Origin of the sequence: Tatumella sp. JGM94, from assembly GCF_018257595.1 — a bacterium.
Classification (GTDB): domain Bacteria; phylum Pseudomonadota; class Gammaproteobacteria; order Enterobacterales; family Enterobacteriaceae; genus Tatumella; species Tatumella punctata.
Genome location: NZ_JAERJN010000024.1, coordinates 16040 through 39897 on the forward strand (window position 1 = coordinate 16040; position 23858 = coordinate 39897).

At 50.1% G+C, this 23858-nt stretch carries 23 protein-coding genes and 1 other annotated feature; of the genes, 9 read left to right on the top strand and 14 right to left on the bottom strand.

Features of this window, described 5'->3' with window-relative positions; translation table 11 throughout:
* Positions 1-25: 25 nt before the first annotated feature.
* The 8 genes from udk to gndA all read left to right on the top strand — a co-directional run bounded on the left by udk (position 26) and on the right by gndA (position 9316).
* Positions 26-667, top strand: a complete 642-nt coding sequence (udk, locus tag JK216_RS14850; protein ID WP_212707143.1) for a uridine kinase — start codon at positions 26-28, stop codon at positions 665-667.
* Positions 668-730: 63 nt separating this feature from the next.
* Complete coding sequence (gene dcd, locus JK216_RS14855) at positions 731-1312, top strand: dCTP deaminase (RefSeq protein ID WP_212707142.1); 582 nt, start codon at positions 731-733, stop codon at positions 1310-1312.
* A gap of 20 nt (positions 1313-1332) precedes the next feature.
* Positions 1333-3132, top strand: coding sequence for an outer membrane assembly protein AsmA (gene asmA / locus JK216_RS14860; RefSeq protein WP_212712028.1), 1800 nt, complete (start codon positions 1333-1335; stop codon positions 3130-3132).
* Between the two features lie 362 nt (positions 3133-3494).
* Positions 3495-4391, top strand: coding sequence for a UTP--glucose-1-phosphate uridylyltransferase GalF (galF, locus tag JK216_RS14865; RefSeq protein WP_212709947.1), 897 nt, complete (start codon positions 3495-3497; stop codon positions 4389-4391).
* Positions 4392-4434: 43 nt separating this feature from the next.
* Complete coding sequence (gene galE / locus JK216_RS14870) at positions 4435-5448, top strand: UDP-glucose 4-epimerase GalE (protein ID WP_212707139.1); 1014 nt, start codon at positions 4435-4437, stop codon at positions 5446-5448.
* A gap of 571 nt (positions 5449-6019) precedes the next feature.
* The gene (locus JK216_RS14875; protein ID WP_212712029.1) at positions 6020-6787 is read left to right on the top strand and encodes an ABC transporter permease; all 768 of its coding nucleotides are present in this window, start codon (positions 6020-6022) and stop codon (positions 6785-6787) included.
* A complete protein-coding gene (locus tag JK216_RS14880) occupies positions 6787-7542 on the top strand; it encodes an ABC transporter ATP-binding protein (RefSeq protein WP_212712030.1) in 756 nt (251 codons plus the stop codon). Before JK216_RS14875 ends, JK216_RS14880 begins: the two co-directional genes overlap by 1 nt.
* A gap of 367 nt (positions 7543-7909) precedes the next feature.
* Entirely contained in the window at positions 7910-9316 is a 1407-nt protein-coding gene (gene gndA, locus JK216_RS14885) for an NADP-dependent phosphogluconate dehydrogenase (RefSeq protein ID WP_212708999.1), read from the top strand.
* Positions 9317-9429: 113 nt separating this feature from the next.
* Here the strand turns inward: gndA and JK216_RS14890 are convergent, their stop codons facing one another.
* From JK216_RS14890 to hisL, 14 genes are all read right to left on the bottom strand, one after another.
* A complete protein-coding gene (locus JK216_RS14890; protein ID WP_212712031.1) occupies positions 9430-10548 on the bottom strand; it encodes a succinylglutamate desuccinylase/aspartoacylase family protein in 1119 nt (372 codons plus the stop codon).
* A gap of 103 nt (positions 10549-10651) precedes the next feature.
* On the bottom strand, positions 10652-11440 hold the full coding sequence (locus JK216_RS14895; protein ID WP_212712044.1) for an ABC transporter substrate-binding protein: 789 nt from the start codon (positions 11438-11440) through the stop codon (positions 10652-10654).
* A gap of 177 nt (positions 11441-11617) precedes the next feature.
* Positions 11618-13075 carry a glycoside hydrolase family 1 protein gene (locus tag JK216_RS14900; protein WP_212708996.1) on the bottom strand — a complete coding sequence of 486 codons (1458 nt, stop codon included), beginning with the start codon at positions 13073-13075 and terminating at the stop codon, positions 11618-11620.
* Complete coding sequence (locus JK216_RS14905; protein WP_212708995.1) at positions 13050-14423, bottom strand: PTS transporter subunit EIIC; 1374 nt, start codon at positions 14421-14423, stop codon at positions 13050-13052. Before JK216_RS14905 ends, JK216_RS14900 begins: the two co-directional genes overlap by 26 nt.
* A gap of 113 nt (positions 14424-14536) precedes the next feature.
* The gene (locus JK216_RS14910) at positions 14537-15304 is read right to left on the bottom strand and encodes a hypothetical protein (RefSeq protein WP_212708994.1); all 768 of its coding nucleotides are present in this window, start codon (positions 15302-15304) and stop codon (positions 14537-14539) included.
* Between the two features lie 177 nt (positions 15305-15481).
* On the bottom strand, positions 15482-16102 hold the full coding sequence (gene hisIE / locus JK216_RS14915) for a bifunctional phosphoribosyl-AMP cyclohydrolase/phosphoribosyl-ATP diphosphatase HisIE (RefSeq protein WP_212708993.1): 621 nt from the start codon (positions 16100-16102) through the stop codon (positions 15482-15484).
* Entirely contained in the window at positions 16096-16872 is a 777-nt protein-coding gene (gene hisF / locus JK216_RS14920) for an imidazole glycerol phosphate synthase subunit HisF (protein ID WP_212708992.1), read from the bottom strand. Before hisF ends, hisIE begins: the two co-directional genes overlap by 7 nt.
* Entirely contained in the window at positions 16854-17591 is a 738-nt protein-coding gene (gene hisA / locus JK216_RS14925; protein WP_212708991.1) for a 1-(5-phosphoribosyl)-5-[(5-phosphoribosylamino)methylideneamino]imidazole-4-carboxamide isomerase, read from the bottom strand. The genes hisF and hisA overlap by 19 nt, the downstream gene beginning before the upstream one ends.
* The gene (hisH, locus tag JK216_RS14930) at positions 17591-18181 is read right to left on the bottom strand and encodes an imidazole glycerol phosphate synthase subunit HisH (protein ID WP_212712032.1); all 591 of its coding nucleotides are present in this window, start codon (positions 18179-18181) and stop codon (positions 17591-17593) included. The genes hisA and hisH overlap by 1 nt, the downstream gene beginning before the upstream one ends.
* Positions 18181-19248: a bifunctional histidinol-phosphatase/imidazoleglycerol-phosphate dehydratase HisB gene (gene hisB, locus JK216_RS14935; protein WP_212708989.1), complete on the bottom strand. Its 1068-nt coding sequence runs from the start codon at positions 19246-19248 to the stop codon at positions 18181-18183. Before hisB ends, hisH begins: the two co-directional genes overlap by 1 nt.
* Entirely contained in the window at positions 19245-20324 is a 1080-nt protein-coding gene (hisC, locus tag JK216_RS14940; RefSeq protein WP_212712033.1) for a histidinol-phosphate transaminase, read from the bottom strand. The genes hisB and hisC overlap by 4 nt, the downstream gene beginning before the upstream one ends.
* Positions 20321-21628 carry a histidinol dehydrogenase gene (hisD, locus tag JK216_RS14945; protein ID WP_212708987.1) on the bottom strand — a complete coding sequence of 436 codons (1308 nt, stop codon included), beginning with the start codon at positions 21626-21628 and terminating at the stop codon, positions 20321-20323. The genes hisC and hisD overlap by 4 nt, the downstream gene beginning before the upstream one ends.
* A 3-nt stretch (positions 21629-21631) precedes the next feature.
* Positions 21632-22531, bottom strand: a complete 900-nt coding sequence (hisG, locus tag JK216_RS14950) for an ATP phosphoribosyltransferase (protein ID WP_212708986.1) — start codon at positions 22529-22531, stop codon at positions 21632-21634.
* A 58-nt stretch (positions 22532-22589) separates the two neighbouring features.
* Positions 22590-22710 (bottom strand) — a sequence feature (His leader region).
* A complete protein-coding gene (gene hisL / locus JK216_RS14955) occupies positions 22686-22733 on the bottom strand; it encodes a his operon leader peptide (protein WP_002231208.1) in 48 nt (15 codons plus the stop codon). (Overlaps the previous feature by 25 nt.)
* A 182-nt stretch (positions 22734-22915) precedes the next feature.
* On the opposite strand from hisL, the gene JK216_RS14960 reads away from it, so the two are divergent.
* Entirely contained in the window at positions 22916-23743 is an 828-nt protein-coding gene (locus JK216_RS14960) for an SDR family oxidoreductase (RefSeq protein WP_212708985.1), read from the top strand.
* Positions 23744-23858 lie beyond the last annotated feature (115 nt).

Consider the following 23858-nt stretch of genomic DNA (forward strand, 5'->3'; position numbering starts at 1 on the left):
CTTCAGTTTCAGGTCTCAAAAAAGTATGACTGACACGTCCCATCAGTGCGTAATCGTCGGTATTGCCGGAGCTTCAGCCTCAGGTAAGAGTTTGATTGCCAGCACGCTCTATCGTGAAATTCGTGACCAGGTAGGTGACGAACATATCGGTGTGATCCCGGAAGATTGTTATTACCGGGACCAAAGCCACCTCACTATGGAAGAGAGGATTAAAACTAATTATGACCATCCGAATGCGATGGATCATGATTTATTACTGGCGCATTTACAGGCAATGAAAGCAGGTAGTGCGATCGAACTTCCGGTGTATAGCTATTCTGAACACACGCGGATGAAGGAAACGATTAATCTGGAGCCTAAAAAGGTTATTATCCTTGAAGGGATCCTGTTACTGACCGACCCGCGGTTACGCAATGAGTTGAATTTCTCAATCTTTGTCGATACACCGTTAGATATTTGTCTGATGCGCAGAATGAAACGCGATGTCAATGAACGTGGCCGATCAATGGACTCCGTGATGACTCAGTATCAGAAAACGGTTCGTCCGATGTTTTTGCAGTTTATTGAACCCTCCAAACAGTATGCCGATATCATTGTGCCGCGCGGGGGTAAAAACCGCATTGCTATTGATATTCTGAAAGCGAAAATTAATCAGTTTTTTGAATAACGACGACAGGGAGGGGATTTCCCTCCTTTTTTGTCAGCAGCAGGGATTAAAGGAGACATCTGCATGAGATTGTGTGACCGGGATATAGAAAACTGGCTCGACGATGGCAGACTTGATATTTCACCGCGTCCGCCGGTGGAGCGTATCAACGGTGCGACCGTAGATGTCCGGCTGGGTAACCAGTTCCGGACATTCCGCGGGCACACGGCGGCATATATCGATTTAAGTGGTCCGAAAGCTGAAGTCAGCGCGGCACTGGATCGGGTGATGAGTGATGAGATTAACCTGCCGGAGGGGGATGCATTTTTCCTGCATCCGGGTGAGCTGGCTCTGGCTGTTACCCTGGAATCGGTGACCCTGCCGGATGACCTGGTAGGCTGGCTGGACGGACGTTCTTCTCTGGCACGGCTGGGCCTGATGGTTCATGTGACGGCGCACCGTATTGACCCGGGCTGGAAAGGCCGGATTGTGCTGGAGTTCTATAATTCAGGTAAATTGCCATTGGCTTTACGACCGGGTATGTTGATAGGGGCATTAAGTTTCGAACCACTGTCAGGCCCTGCCCAGCGCCCGTATAATCGCAGAGAAGACGCAAAATATCGCGATCAGCAAGGCGCAGTTGCCAGCAGGATAGATAAAGACTAACTATTCACACCGGGGATGGTATGAAAAGATTGATAACCGCATTGGCAATATTACTGGTGGTCATTGTCGCAGGAATGACAGCGCTGGTACTGCTGGTAAATCCGAATGATTTTCGCGGGTATATGGCGCAACAGGTCGCTAAACGCAGTGGTTATCAGTTAAAACTCTCCGGTGAATTACGCTGGCATGTATGGCCAAAGCTCAGCATCCTCAGTGACCAGTTATCGTTAACCGCCCCGGGTGCCAGCCAGCCGGCGGTGACAGCAGAAAATATGCGGCTGGATGTTGAGTTATTACCACTGTTATCCCATCAGCTTAAAGTCAGCCAGGTGTTGCTGAAAAATGCGGTGATCCGTGACCTGCCGTCGACTGCAGGTGAACGCCAGCCCGGTTCTCCGGTGGGGCCGGCAGAAGGCCCCACCGGAGAACCGGCAGTGGGACGCGGATGGAGTTTCGATATTGCCCGACTGGATATTGTCGACAGCCTGTTTGTCTGGCAGGACGCCAGCGGCAACCAGATGAATTTTCGTGATCTTAATTTGTCTGTCCGCCAGCAAAAAAATAAACAAGGCCAGTTTGACTTCAGTAGCAGGGTCTCGCGTAATCAGCAGAATCTGCAACTGACAGTGAGCGGTAACCTGGATGCCAGCCAGTATCCGCAACAACTGGGGTTGCAGGTAACAGCGTCCGGCTATCAGATTTCCGGGGTCGACTTACCGGCAAACGGTATCAATGGCCATGCCGTATTTAATGCCATCTGGCGTCCGTCAGGTCAGCAGTTTGCCGTTTCCGGCCTTTCGCTGCAGGCGAACAACAGTGATTTTTCGGGGAATATTGACGGCCAGTTACAACCTGTTCCGCGACTGCGGGCGCGACTGGTATCCGACACTGCGGACTTTGACCAGTTGCTGGCATCTGCCGGCAGCTCAGTCAGTCAGTCATCACCCCATGTCGTCAGGGCACCGGTGATTGCCGATACTGCCAGCCAGCCGTTGCAGCAAACCTGGCTACGTACTGCGAATATGGATATCAGCATCCGTGCCAGTAACGCCATATGGCGAGGGCTGCCATTAGCACATTTACAGTTAGATACCACCGCGAATCAGGGATTAATCAATATTAATACTCTGACCGGGCAGTCAGGGGCGGGGAACTTCTCGCTGCCGGGACAGATTGACTTACGGCCAGCCGAAATGCAGGTCAGCTTCAGCCCCGTATTACGTAATATTGAGTTACAACCGGTACTGGCCTTTTTGCAGTTACCGCAGGCAGTGAAAGGCACCTTAACACTGAACGGACAGTTCAGAGGTAATGGCCTGAGTAATAATGATATTCTTAATCAATGGCAGGGCGAAGCCAGCCTGGGAATCGATCAGCTGGATACGGCACCTTTCAACCTGCCGCAGATGGTCAGTGACGCGGTTACCAGATCCAGTGACAGGGTACAGGCGGGGTCACTGGCCCATTCACCGGTGCCGGAACTTAATGGCCGCATCAGCCTGACCCCGGGAGTACTGAAAATCACTCAGCTGCGGGGAGAAAGTCATGATATGCAACTTAACGGTCAGGGGAATATCAGTTTTTCGGCCCGTTCTATGGATATCACTTTTGCATTGCTAATGAAAAACTGGCAAGGGGATAGCAGGCTGGTACAGTTACTGGCTGACCAACCAATACCCCTGCGTTTCTACGGGCCATGGGATAAACTGCGCTATGCATTACCCATCGGCCAGCTGCTGAATGGTGATATGCGCAATGAGCTGAGAAATCGCCTGAATCGCTGGACAGACCATACGGATCGCACTGCACCTCAAAAATAGTCTGTCCGGATAAGCCTTCCCCCGGGGGGCTGATTATGGCGGGGAAAGGGTAAACCTGAACGGGGCTGGTTTTTCAGAACGTGAATAACATTCGTTTTTGCTGAGAATAACTGTACAGCCAGCAGCATAAGACGCAGTCAGTGACTCAGAAGGTACGCTGTGTCACCGGTACCTGAACGGTATCGCTGTACTGGCTACCATTATCCGGTGAAAACGGCATCCGGGTTACCGGCAGTGCGAACCGGCAGACAATGACGACGGAATGGCTGGTCGCTGAGATGATTTCAGAAGATACTGATGCAGATTAAGCTGCGTTGTCGCACATAATCAGGCATTAATTTTGATTAAGGAATGGATTATTTATGACCAAATTAAAAGCTGTGATTCCGGTTGCCGGATTAGGTATGCATTTATTACCGGCCACAAAAGCTATTCCCAAAGAAATGTTGCCAATAGTTGATAAGCCAATGATTCAGTATATCGTTGATGAATGTGCAACCGCAGGTATTAAAGAAATTATCCTGGTGACCCATGCGTCTAAAAACGCGGTCGAAAACCATTTTGATACGACTTATGAACTTGAAGCCCTGCTGGAACAGCGGGTTAAGCGTCAGTTACTGAAAGAGGTGCAGTCCATTTGTCCGCCGGGTGTGACGATCATGAATGTCCGTCAGCCACAACCTCTGGGGCTGGGGGATGCTATTTTATGTGCTAAACCGATGATCGGCGATAATCCTTTTATCGTGGTATTGCCTGATATTGTGCTGGATGGTTTTACTGCCGATCACCTGCGTTATAACCTGGCGGCAATGATAGAGCGCTTCGAAGAAACAGGCCGCAGCCAGGTACTGAGCAAGCATATGCCGGGCGAAGACCTGTCTGAATACTCCGTCATCACTACCCGCACAGTGCTTGATAACCCCGGAGATGTGAGCGAGATAGAAGAATTTATCGAAAAACCGCCACAGGCTGCTGAGACAGTATCAGACCTGGCAGCGGCAGGGCGTTATGTACTGTCGGCGGCGATCTGGAAAGAGCTGGAGCAGACGGAAGCCGGTGCCTGGGGGCGTATCCAGCTGACAGATGCCATCGCCAGCCTGAGCAAAAAACAACCGGTAGAAGCTTCGTTACTGAGTGGTACGGATTATAACTGTGGGCGCAAACTTGGTTATATGCAGGCTTTTGTCAGTTACGGGCTGCATAACCCTTCACAGGGGCAGGAATTCCGTGAGAGCATACGCCGTATTATCGCAAAATAATTGATTGCTATCTCTTTATAACATTAACAACATGGAGTCAGATATGTCAGTTTTAGTCACGGGTGGTGCAGGTTATATCGGGTCTCATACGGTACTGGCACTGCTGGAACGTGGTGATGACGTTGTGGTACTGGATAATCTTTGTAATGCGTCACAGGAATCTCTGCGCCGTGTGGAAAAACTGGCCGGTAAAGCTGCGACTTTTGTTGAAGGTGATGTCCGCGATCGTCAGTGCCTGCAAAAACTGTTTGCTGACTATCCTGTGACGGAAGTCATTCATTTCGCGGCACTGAAAGCGGTGGGTGAATCCACCCGTATGCCCCTTGAATATTATGACAATAATGTCTCAGGCACAGTGATATTACTGGAAGAGATGCGCAACGCCGGGATCATGAATTTTATTTTCAGTTCTTCAGCGACGGTATACGGTGAGCATGCCCCGGTTCCTTATGTTGAAACCACCCCGATCGGCGGGACGACCAGCCCCTACGGGACATCTAAAGTGATGATCGAACAGGTGTTGCAGGATTTTTCCCGTGCAGAGCCGGCGTTTAATACTATCGCGTTACGTTATTTCAACCCGGTAGGGGCGCACCCGTCAGGTGAAATCGGTGAAGACCCGGCCGGTATCCCGAATAATCTGCTACCTTATATAGCCCAGGTAGCTATCGGTAAGCTGGCGCAGTTAGGTGTCTTCGGTGACGACTACCACACTCCGGACGGTACCTGCCAGCGGGATTATATCCACGTAGTTGACCTGGCGGAAGGGCACCTTAAAGCCCTGGATCACCTGAAACAGAGTACTGGTTACCGTGCTTATAATCTGGGTGCCGGCAAAGGTTATTCGGTGCTGGAAATGATCAAAGCCTTTGAAAAAGCCTGCGGAAAACCGGTGCCTTATACTATCAAACCACGTCGCAGTGGTGATCTGGCGGCTTTCTGGGCGGATCCTTCGCTGGCAGAACGTGAACTGGGCTGGACAGTCAGCCGCGGCCTTGATGAAATGATGCGTGATACCTGGTTGTGGCAGAGTAAAAATCCTAACGGGTATCGCTGATAGCTGAACGATTACCCCGGACTGCTGGTTTTTATAACCGGCAGTTTTTATAATACAAAATCATCATTAGCTTTATTATCCATCTTTCTTTCTGATTATTAAACGTTTCAGGCACAGGGAGTATTAATTTATTTAACTGTTTTTATTTTGTTGTTTATATCTACTGTTGAGTATTAAAAAAATACCTGAAGTTATATTTTTTCACTTTTTGATTATTTATTGATTTGTGGTTTTTTAATTTATTATTTTAAGATTATTTCTATTTATTGTGTATAAATCTTATTTTTACAAGAAAAAATCCCAATCCATACTCTGTATTACTTTTCGTTATAACTTCTGCTCTGTGAGTTAAAAATAAACACTCACTGTTAAATTATGATAATAATTAAATATTTTTAAATGTTGAACTGATCCTAATGGTTATAAATACAGATGAATTCTTCGGCTGTATTTATGATGTGAGTTTAGGTATCATGCACAGGGATGAGGATGTTCCTATGGAATACCAGTAACAGGCCTGCCTGGATGAGTGATAGGATGCTGAGTAATAGTCTTCTGGAATGGATGAGAAATGAAATATAAGACTGTTTATTTATTTGACCTTTTATATGTAATGACGGCGAAAGAACTAAAGGTGCGTTATAAAAGCAGCTTTCTCGGTTATATATGGTCGGTGGCAAATCCACTACTCTTTGCTATGATTTATTATTTTATTTTTAAAGTAATCATGCGGGTTAATATTCCGGATTATACTTTATTTATCATCACAGCGCTGTTTCCCTGGCAGTGGTTTTCTTCGTCATTATCAAATTCATTGTTCTCTTTCCTTTCTAATGCACAGATCATTAAAAAAACCATTTTCCCGCGTTCAGTTATACCCTTGAGTAATGTTATTATGGAAGGGATACATTTTCTCTGTACTCTGCCTGTAATCATGGTATTTATGCTGATTTATCATCGGCAACCTGACTGGATATGGTTATGGGGGGTGCCTCTGCTGATGAATGCACAGATTATATTATCTTTCGGATTCTCTTTGCTATTTTCCTCGATAAACCTTTTTTTCCGTGATATGGAGAGGTTTGTTACTCTCGGGCTTATGCTGATGTTCTATTGTACCCCGATACTCTATGCCTCTGATATGATCCCCGAAAGATTCCAGTGGGTTATTAATTATAATCCGGTATCTGAGTTGATCCTTAGCTGGCGAAACTTGCTGATGAATAATCAGATAAATTACTTATCAGTGAGTAAAATCTATATAATGTCAATTCTTATCTTAGTCTTTGGCATGCTGGTTTTTAATAAGCTTAAGTTCAGATTTGCAGAGATACTATAATGGAAATAGTCATTGAGTTTTCTAATGTAACAAAGTCCTATCCTCTGTATCACCATATCGGTTCAGGAATAAAAGATCTGCTATTACATCCACGCAGAGCTCTGAATCTGCTGCGGGGAAAGCAATATCTGGCGATAGAAAATATTTCTTTCAGAATCTATAAAGGTGAAGCAGTGGCGCTAATTGGTTGTAATGGTGCAGGGAAGAGCACCTCACTGAGTCTACTGGCCGGAGTGATTAAACCGACTAGCGGGACCATATCAGCTAAAGGTCGTATTGCTTCTATGCTGGAGCTCGGGGGAGGCTTTCACCCTGAACTCACCGGCCGTGAAAATATTATCCTTAATGCCACATTATCAGGACTGCGAAGAAAAGAAGTTCAGGAAAAGCTACCCAAAATCATTGAATTTTCAGAACTTGGAACCTTTATTGATGAGCCAATCCGTGTTTATTCCAGTGGGATGCTGGCGAAACTCGGGTTTTCTGTGATCAGTCAGGCCGACCCTGATATCCTTATTATTGATGAAGTTTTGGCGGTCGGTGATGTTGCTTTTCAAAAAAAATGTCTGAATACCATCAATGAATTCAAACAGAGGGGCGTTACTATTCTGTTTGTCAGCCATAATATGCACGATGTGGAATCAGTCTGTGACAAAGTTATCTGGATAGAAAATCACCGGTTACAAGCTATTGGTACTCCGCAGGAAATGACCAGCAGGTATCACCAATCGATGCTATCGAAAAATATGATATAAATCAGCATAAGAATCAGCAGATAATAGGCGGGGAGAACAACAAGAAATTAGTTTTCTTATCTGATTATCACCTGAAGATACTGATTGTGTGGTGACAATAGGTTCTACTTTATTGTACTGATTACCAATCATACAAATCGATGGCGGTAGTGCCGGTAATTACTTATTGTGGCAGTAAAATACTATTGATAATGAGCTGTTTCAGACGGATTAAATGGTCACTTGCTGTACGCTGTATGGCCGAAAAAGGCTTTAACAAAAGTGCTCTATTTAGGCCTCCTCTTTACTCATATTAAGAGTTACTATAGATTCATTGTTAATTATTATGATTAACTTGCGAAGTGTAGGTTTCTGACAGGAGTAGATAATGTCCAAGCAACAAATCGGTGTAGTAGGTATGGCAGTGATGGGCCGTAACCTGGCTCTGAATATTGAAAGCCGCGGTTATACCGTTTCTGTATTTAACCGTTCACGTGAAAAAACAGATGAAGTGATTGCTGAAAATCCGGGCAAAAAACTGGCACCTTACTACAGTGTCGAAGAGTTTGTTGAATCCCTGGAAAAACCACGCCGTATCCTGTTAATGGTGCAGGCGGGTGAAGCGACCGACAAGACCATTGCATCTCTGACTCCGCATCTGGATAAAGGCGATATTCTTATCGATGGCGGTAACACTTTCTATAAAGACACCATCCGCCGTAATAAAGAACTGTCCGACCAGGGCTTTAACTTTATCGGTACCGGCGTTTCCGGCGGTGAAGAAGGTGCTCTGAAAGGCCCTTCAATTATGCCTGGTGGTCAGAAAGAAGCTTATGAGCTGGTTGCTCCTATCTTTGATAAAATCGCGGCCCGTGCAGAAGGCGAAGCCTGTGTTGCCTACATCGGTCCGAACGGTGCCGGTCACTATGTGAAAATGGTGCACAACGGTATCGAATACGGTGATATGCAGCTGATTGCTGAAGCCTATTCCCTGCTGAAAGGGGCTTTGGGCCTGAGCAACGAACAGCTGGCTGAAACTTTCAGTGAATGGAATACCGGTGAACTGAACAGCTACCTGATCGATATTACTAAAGATATCTTCACTAAAAAAGATGAAGAAGGTAACTACCTGGTTGATGTGATCCTCGATGAGGCCGCTAACAAAGGGACCGGTAAATGGACCAGCCAGAGCTCTCTGGACTTAGGCGAACCACTGTCACTGATCACTGAATCTGTTTTTGCCCGTTATTTGTCTTCCCTGAAAACTCAGCGTGTAGCTGCTTCTAAAGTATTGACCGGCCCGGTTGCTAAAACTGTTTCCGGCGATAAAGCTGAGTTTGTCGAAAAAGTACGCCGTGCATTGTACCTCGGCAAAATCGTTTCTTATGCTCAGGGCTTCTCACAGCTGCGCGCTGCTTCAGAGCAGTATCAGTGGGACCTTAACTACGGTGAGATTGCTAAAATCTTCCGTGCCGGTTGTATTATCCGGGCTCAGTTCCTGCAGAAGATTACCGATGCGTATGCTGAAAATGCAGAGATCGCTAACCTGCTGCTGGCACCGTACTTTAAGAATATTGCCGACGAATACCAGCAGGCGCTGCGTGACGTTGTGGCTTATGCGGTTCAGAACGGTATTCCTGCGCCGACGTTCTCTGCGGCGATTGCTTACTATGACAGCTATCGTTCAGAAGTGCTGCCCGCTAACCTGATTCAGGCACAGCGCGACTACTTCGGTGCTCATACTTATAAGCGTACCGATAAAGAAGGTGTATTCCACACCGAATGGTTAGATTAATTTCTGCCAGTAGTCCGGCAGTTAACTAGCCGGTGACCGTTAAGAATAAAAACGCCTGCAGACAGTCTCAGGCGTTTTTTTATTTGCAGCAAACACAGGTTAAATCTGGTGTTTTACGGCACCAGTAACGGTCCTTCCCTGCGTGCAGTCCCCCCTGCCAGTCTGACGACCAGCAGGCCTGCGGTGGCAAATCTGACCCAGTGGCGGGCGTAAAGTAATCCGTCCTGCTGACAGACCAGCGGCGTCAGCTGGTCACTGATGGGGTCGAGGATTTCGGCGACCACTTCACCGGCGCGGATCCATTCGCCGGGCTGCCGGGTGTAAAGAATAACCCCGGCATGAGGGGCGGTCAGATACTCACAACCCGCCAGCGGTGCAGCCAGCGGAGCGGGCCCGGACGGGAGTGGCGGTCTTTCACCCTCAATATATCCCAGGGCAATCAGCCCGTTAATTATTGCCTGTGCATCTGTTTCAGCCTGCTGATGGCTGACATCCCGCGCACCGCGCAGTTCGAGGGTCACCGGTTTTAATGGTTCCGGTAACGGATAGTGGTCAGCGAAACGTTGTTGCAGCAAATACCAGGGTTCTGCACAGGCTTCGTCAAAGGGTTCTCCGCCGGATATACCGGCAATCAGTGCGGTCCGGCAGCCCAGATAGTGCCCCAGTACTTCAATTTCCGGCCAGGCCTGCGGGGTGGTATATAAATGGGAAACAGCTTCCCAGTCACAATGCATATCAATCATTAGGTCAGCTTTACAGGCCATACGCATCAGAATGGCACGTTGTGACTGCAGCTCAGTCCCGGGAGTATAACTGTCAAAATAACGGTCAATAGCCTGACGGATAACCTGTTTATTTTCCGTAGCATCCTGACCTAAACAGGGCTCTGCCAGCACTGCCAGTTGTTCCCCGATAGCCGGAAACTGACGGTTAAAATCCTGCCCGCTGTTACTTTCAAACCGGCCCAGTGGCTGCCCTTGCAGTTGCTGAGAAAAACCGATCGGATTAGCCACAGGCACCAGGGTGATTTTAGCCCGCAGCCTGCCGAGACTCTCGAGGCTGCTCAGGGCATGTTTCAGATACCAGGCGACGGCGACGCCCGGCAGTTCGTCACTGTGCAGTGCGGCCTGAATATAAATTTGCTGCTGGTCATTATCACCGAATTCATAACTGTCAATGTACCGCCGGGTACCGAAAGGGGAAGAATGTATCGGATAGCTGTGATGTTTCATGGGTAACAGTCCTGGCTCAGCGTAGCCCGTGCGCGGGTATACAGCGGAGAATAGGGAAAAACAGAATACCGGAACGGCAGAGCTGTTCCGGTACGGTGGCGGGTTATTTCACCGAAATATCGGTAGTGAAATATTTTTTCTGGATTTTATCAAAGGTGCCGTCAGCTTTTATTTTTGCGTAAGCCTCATTCAGCGCTGTCCGTAATTCAGTATCCCCTTTACGCAGGCCGATGGCGGTGCCGGGACCGATAATCGGGTCTTCGACCGCCGGGCCGGTCAGTGCGAAATCTTTACCGGCAGCTTGTTTAAGAAAACCGATACCGGCCTGAGCCCCGTCAGTGAATTCTGCATCAAGACGGCCGGCGACCAGGTCGTTTTCGACCTGAGACTGATCCCCGTAGGTAACCACGTTTACGCCATAAGGCTGCCATTTAGCACGGGCATAACGTTCCTGAACGGTTCCCTGTTCCACACCGACACTTTTACCTTTCAGTGATTCTGCGGTCGGCAGCAGGCCGGAACCTTTACGTGCCACCAGCATCACCGGAGTATTGTAAACCGGTACGGTAAAGTCGATCTGTTTCAGGCGTTCTTCGGTAACGCCCATATCTGAAAGGATGGCATCGAATTTCCGGGCTTTCAGTGCCGGGATCATTCCGTCAAACTCATTGGTAACCCAGACACATTTGACGTTCATCTGCTGGCACAGGGCATTGCCTAAATCAATATCAAAACCCACCAGTTTCCCGTCGTCAGTTTTAGACTCGAAAGGCGGATATGTAGGGTCGACAGCGAAACGAACCTGCGACAGGGCAGCATGGCCCAGCAGAGGTGCTCCTGCCAGCAGGGCCGTTAAAGCAGTCAGACGAAGTTTTCTGGAAAAAGTCATAATCTGTAACATCCTGATCGTGTTGATGTAGTAAATGCTGATCACCCTCTGTGCCGGGGGCTTGTTATGCACTGCATACCCCGCAATAGCCGGGGTTTTTATGATATTTTTAAATCACCATTCACTAATCTATCATATTTATTCATCAGTAACAGAATCAGAACCTTAAGCCTGGAGAATTTATTCGGCGTGATCGGCATGACATGACAGTATTGCGCCCCGGCTGGCAATCACTTGCTGGTACCAGTAGTAGCTTTGCTTACATATACGTTGTCCGCTGCCTTCTCCGTAGTCATCCCGATCAACATAAATCAGCCCGTAGCGTTTTTCCATTTGTGAGGAAGAACAACTGACGATATCAATCGGTGACCACAGATAATAACCCAGTACCGGTACACCATCGGCCATCGCCTGTTGTAACTGTTGCAGATGAGCCCTGATATAGTTGATCCGGTAATCATCATTAATCCGGCCTTCCGCCAGCCGGTCAAAGCAGCCAATACCGTTCTCGGTAATCATTATCGGTTTTTGCCAGCGTCCCCAGTATTCATTTAACACGGTCCGCAGCCCGACAGGATCAATGGCCCAGCCCCAGGGACTTTCTTTAAGCAACGGGTTAGGGCGGCTGTTGTGACTGTCTGAAACAACAATTTCCCGATCGGTCACGCTGGTGTAGTAATAGGAAAACGACATAAAATCGGCGGTATGTTGCAGGTCCTCGCGGTCCTGCGGGGTCACTCTCAGGCTGATATGGTGGTCATCAAAGAAACGCAGCGCATAGCCCGGATAACTTCCCCGCAGTAATATATCGGCAAAGTAATATTCCATCTGATTACGTTGCTGAGCGGCCAGCACATCCCGGGGATCGGTGGTGGCGGGATAAGCATAATCACAGTACAGCATCATGCCGATCTGTAAACCGGGATCCAGCTGACGGGCGAACTGTTTAATTTTAGCCGATGCCACCATTTCATGATGCACAGCCTGGTATTTCGCCTGTCGCAGATCACTGACGCGGTCGGCAGGGATCCCTAAATGATTAAAAGACTCATAACGGATCAGATTGATCTGGTTGACGGGGATCCAGTAGCGCACCTGGTGCCGGTAGCGTTGCAGGCAGACACGGGCAAAACGCACAAACATATCAATCACCCGCCGGTCTGACCAGCCATTGTATTCGAGGGCCAGTGTCAGGGGCATCTCATAATGGGAGAGGGTGATCATTGGTTGCATACCATAGTCACAGATAGTGCTGATTAGCCGGTCATACCATGCCAGTGCCTCCGCATTCGGTTGTTGTTCATCGCCCCGCGGAAATACCCGGGCCCAGCTGATGGAAGTTCTGAATGTTTTCATCCCCAGACCCGCCATCAGCTGCAGATCTTGCTGGTAGTTATGATAAAAACCGATGGCATTTCTTTTGGGAAAAATGCTGTGCTGATCAGCCATCAGACGGCATATTGTGGCAGTATCCATTTCCTTATTTGACAGGCGACGGATCTCTTCTTCCGGAATAAAGCGGTTAATGTCCGCCACACTCCAGCCTTTTCCGCCTTCCAGCCATGCCCCTTCTGCCTGATTAGCAGCGATGGCGCCTCCCCATAAAAAATCCTCAGGAAACAGTAGTTTTTCGTTCATGATGGTGTTCTCCCTGAACACGAGCGGGTTGACGGTAACCAAAAATCAGCACCATGATGGCAGCACTGGTCACAGTCACCAGTACCGAGACCAGATAAATACCAACAGGTGTGAAGGCGGGGATTGCCGGCAGGCTGGCAAAAGCATAAGCCACCATCTGCACCCCGAAATAGCCATTAATGGCACCGCCAATCGCACTGGCGATGGCGGTGTATAAAAACAGCCGGCGGAAAGGCAGCATCAGGCCATAAATAATCGGCTCGGTAACGCCGCTGATCATGGCTGGCAGTAGTGCGCTGCTGAGCAGTACCCGTAATTCTTTTGGCGGCCGGGAAACTAATACTCCGGCAGCCACGCCGATTTGGGCGAACGCGGCCATGCCGCCGATGGCGTATAAAGGATCTCCCCCGCTGGCCAGGTTAGCCAGAATGACCGGTACCAGCCCCCAGTGCAGCCCGAACAGAACAATAAAAGTGTAGCCGGCACCCAGTATCAGTCCGCACAGCAGACCACTGCTGTTCTGTAACATGCCAATCAGCAGTGCCAGTTGTTCTCCCAGCGCGATACCGAATGGCCCGAAAATCAGCAAAGTCGCGGGGATAATAATGATCAGTGACAGCATGGGAACCAGGGCTAATTGCAGAAACAGCGGAATAATGCGCAACAGTAGCTTCTCCAGCCAGTAGCAGGCCGTTACCGCAATAAAGACCGGGAAGACGCTGCCTGCATAACTGACCGGCACTAATGGCAGGCTGGCAAATGAACTGCCGGGCTGTGTAATAATACCGCTGATTACCGGGTCCAGTAAGGCCGCCCCGATAATCAGTCCGCTGAACGGGTTGGCCCCCAGTCTGCGGGCCAGCGAGCACCCCAGCAATACCGGTAAAAAATAGAACGGACAGTTAGCGATGGCGGCAAGTATCTGACAGGTATTGCCAGCGGCAGTTGCCGGGCTAAGGTATCCGGTCACCGTCAGAATCACTTTCAGCAGACCACCGGCGGCCATCAGGCCCAGAAGCGGCAGGAAACTACCGGAAATAATGTCGAATACCGGCAATCTGGCAGGCCCGGAACCGCCAGTGGCCTGTTGCCCCGGCGACGCTGACTGACACCGTTGTTGTAATGCCTGATACACCGTTGCGACCTGATGTCCGATAATCAGCTGGTATTGTCCGCTGACAGTCACAGTACCTAATACGCCATTAATCTGCTTTATCGCCGCATCATTACATTTTGTGGTATCGGCCAGACGGATCCTTAATCGTGTGGCACAGTGGGTAAGGTTAAGAATATTACCGGCACCGCCCAGTCCGGTAAGTATGTTCTCAGCCAGTAAATTCACAGACATCTGACATTCCTTTTGTCAGCATAACGGGTGGTTCCACGCTAAAACATCAGGGGTTAACAGACAAATAGATTCATTTTCATTTTTTGGAAAACAGCCCCGGTAAACCATAAAGACTAATGACAGTGGAGTGTATGGTTGGTATAGCGAATGATATGGAACACCGTACTGGTGATCGCCAGGCAGGAAAAATAGTTAGAGCTGAAAAAGTCAGGGATTGCTGATAAATCGAGTGTTACCTTAAACAGGGTTTCCGGAACCGGTAACCGGCCGCGGGCAGTAAAACAAACTGCATTTTTTGCGGCCAGGCGAGGAAACAGTTGCGGATGGACTCGCAGCCATTCCCCGGTCAAGTCGATCAGCATCACCGTATCGCATACAGCGAGAAATTTACTCAGCAGATGATCATTACTCTGGCGGTGCAACTGATAAACCAGACGGTTTTCGTCTGCCAGAGCTTCCCGCAGCAGGTTAGAGGGCATAAAACTGTAATCAGTCGATAAAATCAACAGATGGCGGCTATTATTCAATAAGTCTGCAACCTGTCTGCAGCGCTGCTGCGGAATATGCCGGTGGATTTTCTGCAGCATACGAGCTTCCAGCTGTTGTGGGTCTCCGTCTGAGGATACAGATGGCGGGATAAAAAAAGGCTGTAAATCTTCTTTCAGCATCTGAAAACGCGGATACCCGAGGACTTTACAGAACCGAGTCACACTGGCCGGGGTGGTATTCGCCAGCAGGGCGATTTCTTCAATATAAACTGCCGGAAACTCAGTAATTTTTTGCAGCATCACCAGTGCAATATTGACGTATACGGATGATTTCCGGCAACAGAACAGATATTCAGATAATTTAATGTACACCGGACTGTGATAATAATTCATAGTTCCCCCTGACCCTGCTGATTTACCCACACTATGCCTGTTCAGGGGATTAATCGGCGATCTATGGCGGAAAATGCAAAAATAGCCGCAGAGAACAGCCGGCAAACCGGGCGGGGGCAACAGGGGAAACAGGCAACGGCACCTGTCTGACAGGCGGCGTTGCCGTATCGCTGCGGGTCAGTCTTTTTTCTGATGACGTTCGCGCAGATTATTGATCACAGTACTGAAGTCGAGATCCTGATCCTGTAACAGTACCAGCAGGTGGTAAATCAGATCGGAAGCTTCATTGGTCAGTTCAAAACGGTCATTGACGGTTGCCGCCAGTGCCGTTTCAACACCTTCCTCACCGACTTTTTGTGCAATACGCTTGGTGCCACGGGCATACAGACTGGCAGTATAAGAACTGTCGGGATCTGCCGATTTACGCGAAGCCAGCAACTGTTCCAGTTGATAGAGAAAGCCCCAGTCACTGGCGGCGGGGGAGAAACAGCTGGAAGTCCCCTGATGACAGGTCGGCCCGGCCGGCGTGGCAAGGATCAGCAGACTGTCGTTATCGCAGTCGGCAGTGATACTGACAACCTGCAAAACGTGGCCGGAGGTTTCACCTTTGGTCCACAGGCGGTTTTTAGTGCGTGACCAGAAAGTGACATGCCCGGTTTGCTGCGTAACCTCCAGTGCCTGTTGATTCATATAGCCCAGCATCAGTACTTCACCGGAAACGTTATGCTGGATAATCGCAGGGATCATCCCGCCGGTTTTTTCCCAGTCCAGCCGGGCAAGTTGCTCAGGAGTTAACACGTACGGACCTCCACATTATTGGTACGCAGAAACTCTTTCAGTTCTGCAATATTAATCAGTTGCTTATGGAATACAGAAGCGGCAAGTGCGCCATCGATATTGGTATCACGAAAAGCATCAAGGAAATGCTGCATAGTACCTGCGCCGCCTGAGGCAATTAAAGGAACATGACAGATATCGCGGATAAGTTTCAGCTGTTGCAGGTCATAACCGTTACGGACACCGTCCTGATTCATCATATTCAGCACTATTTCACCGGCACCCCGTTTCTGGACTTCCGTCACCCAGTCCGCGGTCTGCCACTGGGTGACACGGGTTCGGGATTCATCTCCCGTATACTGATTCACCTGATAAATGCCGTTTTGCTCGTCGTACCAGGTATCGATACCTGCCACGATGCACTGCACCCCGAAGCGGTCAGCCAGCCGGCTGATAAGATCAGGATCCGCCAGTGCAGGGGAGTTCACCGAAATTTTGTCGGCACCAAAAGTGAGGATACGTGCAGCATCTTCTGTTGATTTTATGCCTCCGGCCACACAGAAGGGAATATCTATCACTTCTGCCACCCGTGACACCCAGCTCTTATCCACTACCCGATCATCAGAAGAGGCCGTAATATCATAAAAGACCAGTTCATCGGCACCTTCCTCGGCGTAACGCTTCGCCAGCGGAACAATATCACCGATCACCTCGTGGTTACGGAACTGCACACCTTTGACTACCTGACCGTCACGTACATCCAGGCAGGGAATTATCCGTTTTGCCAGCATGAAATAGCCTCCGTCACTGTAAATTTTCCTTCCAGTAAAGCGCGTCCGACAATCACGCCTTTTACGCCACTGCCGCGTAATGCCGCGATATCTGCCAGTGAACCAATGCCTCCGGAAGACTGAAATGCAATCTGCGGATAACGTGCTGTCACCTGCTGGTAAAGGGCGACATTAGAGCCAGCCAGGGTGCCGTCACGGGAAATATCTGTACACAGAACATGTTTCAGTCCGACAGACTGATAGTTTTCGATAACCTGCTCGAGGGTAACCCCGGCAGCTTGCTGCCAGCCGCTGATAGCCACTTCTTTACGCTGGTTTTCGTCAATCCGGATATCCAGAGCCAGGACAATTGCCCCTGCACCAAACTCGCGGAACCATTGTCTGACCTCTTCGGGCTGTGTGACCGCGGTTGAACCGACCACCACCCGCGAAGCTCCGGCTTCAAGCAGGGCTGCGACATCATCACGGCTGCGGATGCCGCCACCGACCTGAACCGGGACAGTGACACCGGCGAGCAGTTTTTTCAGTAAGGGGATCTGGCGAGCCTGCGGGTCTTTTGCCCCGGTGAGATCGACCAGATGCAATACTTCAGCCCCTTCCTGCTGATAAGCCTGCAGGCGTGGCAGGGGGTCATTACCGTAATCGCGTTGTTGCGCATAATCTCCCTGGTGAAGACGGACAACCTTACCTTCAATTAAATCGAGAGCGGGGATAATCATTACATCTCCAGGAAGTTTTTGATCAGCTGAGCGCCGGCTTTACCGGAGCGTTCGGGGTGAAACTGGACACCATAAAAGTTGTCCTGCTGTACGGCAGCAGAAAACGGCTTTCCATAATCACATTGTGCAATGGTGCCGCTGAATACAGGCATGGCGTAGCTGTGGACAAAATAAAAATAACTGTCGGCAGCAATATTACGGAATAACGGGTGCCCGGCCTGCGGGGTGACCTGGTTCCAGCCCATATGAGGTAACGGCAATTCGCCGGTTTCCATCAGGCTGACCTGTTCATCAATCAGGCCGAGGGTATCAATGCCGTTACTCTCCTGACTGCGACGCCCCAGCAGCTGCATCCCCAGACAAATGCCCAGCACCGGCTGGGTACAGTGCCTGATCAGTTCTGTCAGTTCACGTTCCTGTAACTGACTCATGGCCGCCCTGGCGGTACCGACGCCCGGTAAAAACAGTTTATCGGCATTCAGCACCACGCCTTTGTCGCGACTGATGACCGGCTGGTATCCCAGCCGTTCAATCGCCCATTTGACGGAGGAAAGATTGGCACATCCGGTATCTAAAATGACCACGTCCATTACAGCACCCCTTTTGAACTCGGCAGTGTATTACCGTTGACCTGAATAGCCTGGCGCAGGGTACGACCAAACGCTTTAAACAGACTTTCGGCCCGGTGGTGATCATTGTGCCCTTTGGTTTTCAGGTGCAGGGTACAGGCCATACTGTAAGAGAGTGAACGGAAAAAATGTTCAATCATTTCGGTACTCAGGTCGCCTACCCGCTGAAAACTAAAGGCTGCTTTATAGACCAGATACGGCCGGCCGGAGATATCCAGTGCACAACGGGCCTGGCATTCGTCCATCGGTAGCACAAACCCAAAACGGCCAATCCCCCGCTTATCTCCCAGAGCTTTTAACAGCGCCTCACCCAGGGCCAGGCCTGTATCTTCTACCGTATGATGGTCATCGATATACAGATCACCTTTGACATCAATATTCATTCTGAAACCACCGTGGGTGGCAATCTGGTCCAGCATATGGTCAAAAAAACCTACCCCGGTACTGATCCTGCTACCGCCTTCGCGGTCCAGCCATACTTCGGCGGTGATCTGTGTTTCTTTAGTATTACGCTGCACCAGTGCGTGACGATCACGGCGGGTCAGGCGATCAGCGATCGATGGCCACACATTATCACCTTCGCCATAAAGAATTCCGTTGATCCCCATGTTCTCCGCGAGAGTCATATCCGTCTGGCGGTCACCAATTACATAACAGTTTTGCTTATCTAATACCGCGTCTTCCAGCCATGGCTGAACCAGTCGGGTATGGGGTTTACGGCAGTCACAGTTATCTTCCGGTGTATGCGGGCAGATCAGTACCGCCGCAAAGCTGATACCCTGAGAACTGAAAACCTGCATCATCAGGTTATGCGGGCCATCAAAGTCAGCCTGCGGGAAACTGTCGGTCCCCAGGCCATCCTGGTTGGTGATCATCACCAACTGATAACCGGCATCCTGCAGGCGAAGCAGGGCCGGGATCACGCCAGGTTCAAAGGCCAGTTTTTCCATCCGGTCGACCTGAAAGTCAACCGGGGGTTCAGAAATCAGTGTGCCGTCACGGTCAATAAAAAGAATTTTCTGGCTCATGCTTGCTCCGCCGAGTGACTTAATGTGTTCAGGGCATTCACCAGAACTTCACATTCATGGCGGGTGCCGATAGAAATACGTAAACACCCTTCAAGGCCGGGGTTTTTACGCTGGTCCCGTAAAATAATGCCCTGATCCCACAGGGTACTGAAGACCTGTGGATCACTGAAACGGACCAGCAGATAGTTAGCTGAGCCGGGATAAACCTGTTCCGCCAGCGGGCATTGCTCCAGCTGTTGCTGTAACCACTGACGGGTACTGTTCAGGGTCGCCACCTGTTGGCGCATAACCGCCAGGCCTTGTTCACTCAATGCCTGGGCGGTGATATCCGCGACCGGAGTAGAGAGCGGGTACGGGGCGATCACTTTAAGTAACAGAGTGATAACCTGTGGATTTGCCAGAGTAAAGCCACAGCGTAAACCGGCCAGCGCAAATGCTTTGGATAAGGTGCGTAAGATAACCAGGTGCGGGTAGTCGCGCAGCCAGCCGCTCAGGGAGGCTTCCGGACAAAAGTCGATATAGGCTTCATCGGCGACCAGCAACGCTTTTCCGGCTGTCAGTGCCAGTAACTGACGAACAGCGTCTGGGTCGATAATATTACCTGTCGGGTTATTCGGGCTGCACAGGTACACCAGTTTCACCCCGTCAAGCTGGCTGGCGATAGCCGGAATGTCCGGCTGCCAGTTATCCAGTGCCGGGACGGTGACATATTCCACACCGATAGTTTCTGCGCTGACGCTATACATACCGTAAGTTGGCGGACAGAATAAAATCTTATCTTTACCGGGTTCGCAAAACGTACGGATCAGTAATTCAATGCTCTCATCAGCGCCGCGGCTGACCAGTACCTGATCCTTATTCAGTCCGCTGTATGCTGCATAGCGCTCGATAACCTGCGCTGGCTGACATTCAGGATAACGGTTTAATGTTTGCTGAGTGAGCTCGAAAGGGACAGGGAGCGGATACTCATTAGCATTCAGCCACACATCTCCGTTTCCACCCAATCGTCTGGCTGACTGATAAGGGGTCAGTGCCCGGACATTATCACGTGCCAGCTGTTCAACAGACTTTGTCATAGATTATCCTCCAGAGCTTTCACTCTCAATGTCACCGCATTTTTATGGGCATCAAGCCGTTCTGCGGCCGCCAGAATTTCGATCGACGGTGCCAGCGCCGAAAAACCGGCGGGTGATAACTCCTGGATGGTCATTCGTTTCTGGAAATCAGCCAGTCCGAGGCTCGAATAGGTTGACGTGTAGCCATAGGTCGGTAACACGTGGTTCGTCCCGGAGGCATAATCACCCGCTGATTCCGGTGACCAGTCACCCAGGAAAACAGATCCTGCGCTGGTAATACGTTCAACACACTCACGGGGTTGCCGGGTTTGAATAATCAGGTGCTCTGGCCCGTAGCGGTTTGAGATAGCAATACATTCGTCAAGGTCACGGGTGACAATCAGCCTGCTGCCTGCCAGGGCCTGGCGGGCAGTGTCGGCACGGGGCAGTGCGGCCAGCTGGTGGCGGATTTCTTCAGCAACTTTTTCGGCCAGCGAAGCCGACGGTGTCAATAGCACCACCTGGGAGTCCGGCCCGTGCTCTGCCTGTGACAGCAGGTCGGAAGCCACAAATGCCGGTGTTGCCCCTTCGTCGGCAATCACCAGAACTTCTGACGGCCCGGCAGGCATATCAATAGCCGCGCCGTCCAGACGCTGACTGACCTGGCGTTTCGCTTCCGTCACCCAGGCATTCCCCGGGCCGAAGATTTTATCAACTTTAGGGACAGAGTCAGTACCGAAGGCCATGGCGGCGATAGCCTGGGCTCCGCCGACCTGAAACACGTCTGTAATACCACAGAGTTGTGCGGCAAACAGTATTTCATCGGCAATCGGCGGAGGGGAACAAAGTACCACCTGACGGCACCCGGCAATCTTTGCCGGGGTAGCCAGCATAAGCACTGTGGAAAATAACGGGGCAGAACCGCCGGGAATATACAGACCGACGGACTGCACCGGGCGGGTCACTTGCTGGCAGCGCACACCAGGCAGAGTTTCAATATCGACACCGGGGAAAATCTGGGCCTGATGAAAGGCATTAATATTACCGACAGCAGTCCGCATGGCAGATTTCAGTTCATCACTGACACGCTCCGCCGCTGCGCTGATCTCCTGTTCACTGACAGCAAAAACCTGCGGACTGATCTTGTCAAACTTCGCACTGAAATTGCGCAGTGCGGTATCGCCCTGTTGCTTCACCTGATCCAGCACATCCTGCACTGTCTGACTGATGGTCGCGGACGCGGCCAGCGCAGGGCGTTTCAGTAATGCCTGTTGCTGTTCAGCAGAGCATTGTTGCCAGTGTATAAGAGTGTCAAAGTTGCTCATCACTTACTCCATCATTTTCTCAATCGGCAGAACAAGGATTGAGCTGGCGCCCAGGGCTTTCAGTTTTTCCATGGTTTCCCAGAACAGTGTTTCGCTGCTGACCATATGCATGGCGACCCTTGCTTTGTCGCCCGCCAGTGGCAGCAGGGTCGGGCGCTCAGCCCCCGGTAACAGACTGATGACTTCTTCCAGCCGGTCTGAAGGTGCGTGCAGCATAATGTATTTTGATTCGCGGGCCTGGATAACCCCCTGGATACGGGTCAGCAGCTTATCGATCAGATATTGTTTTTCTTCAGGCATATCGCCGTTGCGCTGGATCAGTACTGCTTTGGAGCGGTAAATCACATCGACTTCGCGTAAGCCGTTCGCTTCCAGGGTGGCTCCGGTGGAAACCAGATCGCAGATTGCATCAGCAAGACCGGCGCGTGGCGCGACTTCGACAGAACCGTTCAGCAGACAGGACTTGAAATTAATCTCCTTGCTGTCGAAGTAGCGTTTCAGAAGGTGCGGATAAGAGGTCGCAACACGTTTATTATTCAGGCACTCCGGGCCTGTGTATTCAGCATCTGCCGGCATAGCCAGTGACAACCGGCATCCACCGAAATCCAGGCGACGCAGGGTGGTATAGCGGGGATCTTCTCCCTGTGCCCGGCGTGACAACAACTCTTCTTCCAGCACATTTTCACCAATGATCCCCAGGTCAACGACACCGTCCATGACCAGGCCCGGAATATCATCATCGCGCACCCGCAGGATATCGATTGGCATATTTTCTGCGAATGCAATAAGTCTTTGTTGCTGAAGATTAATTTTTATACCACAGCGTGTCAGCAGTTCACGTGAGTCATCACTCAGGCGACCTGATTTCTGCATGGCAATGCGAATACGTTTGCTATCTAACATCTGTCCTGTCCTCTGTCTGTTGTTCCTGTCCGGAATTTTTATTGTTAAATTTTTGTCCATAAAAAAACCCCCGGAAGATTTCTTCCGGGGGTTTAAAATAGCGCTCAAACCACCGGGAGATCTTTTCGTCTCCCGGCACACATCGCCTGAAAGACTAGTCAGGGTGATGGTGATGATGGTGGTTAAACTGAACGCGATTCATAAATTTTTCCGACGGTTAGTGAGTCGTTTGTCTGGCATTTAACCTAACCAAAATCTCAGTGGCTGGCAACACTTTTTTACCGGGTCATAATAAAAGCACAATAAAAATTTATACTGGCCTGAAACCGGTCAGAGGAATAACATCAGTGACTGCGTTGAACAGCTGAAAAAGGCGGTTTTATAATGAAAAAAGTAGCAATTGTGGGTCTGGGCTGGTTGGGGATGCCATTGGCCCGTGCATTGGCAGGGCGCGGCTGGCAGGTATCCGGCAGTAAAACGACCGAAGACGGTGTACGTGCTGCCAGGGCCAGTGGTATTAATGCCTGTAAACTGACGCTGGACCCGGAACCGCATTGTGATAAGGATGATCTGGCAGATTTACTGGCAGTGGATGCGCTGGTCGTCACACTGCCAGCCAGCCGTACCGCAGAAAACAGCCAGCAGTATGTTTATGCAGTTCAGAATATCGTCGACAGCGCACTGGCGCGCAAGGTAAAACATATTATCTTTACCAGCTCGACTTCGGTATATGGTGATGCTGAAGGTGAAGTGGATGAACAAAGTCCGTTGCATCCTGTGACGCCTGCCGGCCGGTCACTGGTACAACTTGAACAATGGTTGCACGATTTGCCCGGTACCAGTGTTGATATTCTGCGGCTGGCAGGGCTGGTGGGGCCGGGGCGTCATCCGGGACGTTTTCTGGCAGGTAAGACCGGATTAAGCCGTGGTCAGCAAGGGGTGAATCTTGTTCACCTTGATGATGTTATTACTGCGATCATAGTGTTACTGGAAAACCCGGCCAGCGGGCGAGTGTATAACCTGTGTGCACCGCAACATCCGGCCAGAGAACAGTATTATCCACGACTGGCACGACAGGCAGGCTGGGTGGCTCCTGAATTTATCCCGCAACAGGGCACTCAGGACGGAAAAATTGTGGCAGCGCAACGTATTTGTCAGCAAATGGGTTTTGAATATCAGTGGCCGGATCCGTTTGATATGCCAATGCAATAAGCAATTTCTGGCAAATGTGGTAAACAACACGATATTTGCTTGAATTGGGGGGGCGTTTTATGCAAAATGCGCGTCTGCAAAATTTGAAATAACCGATGCCTTTCCTGGCGTCGGT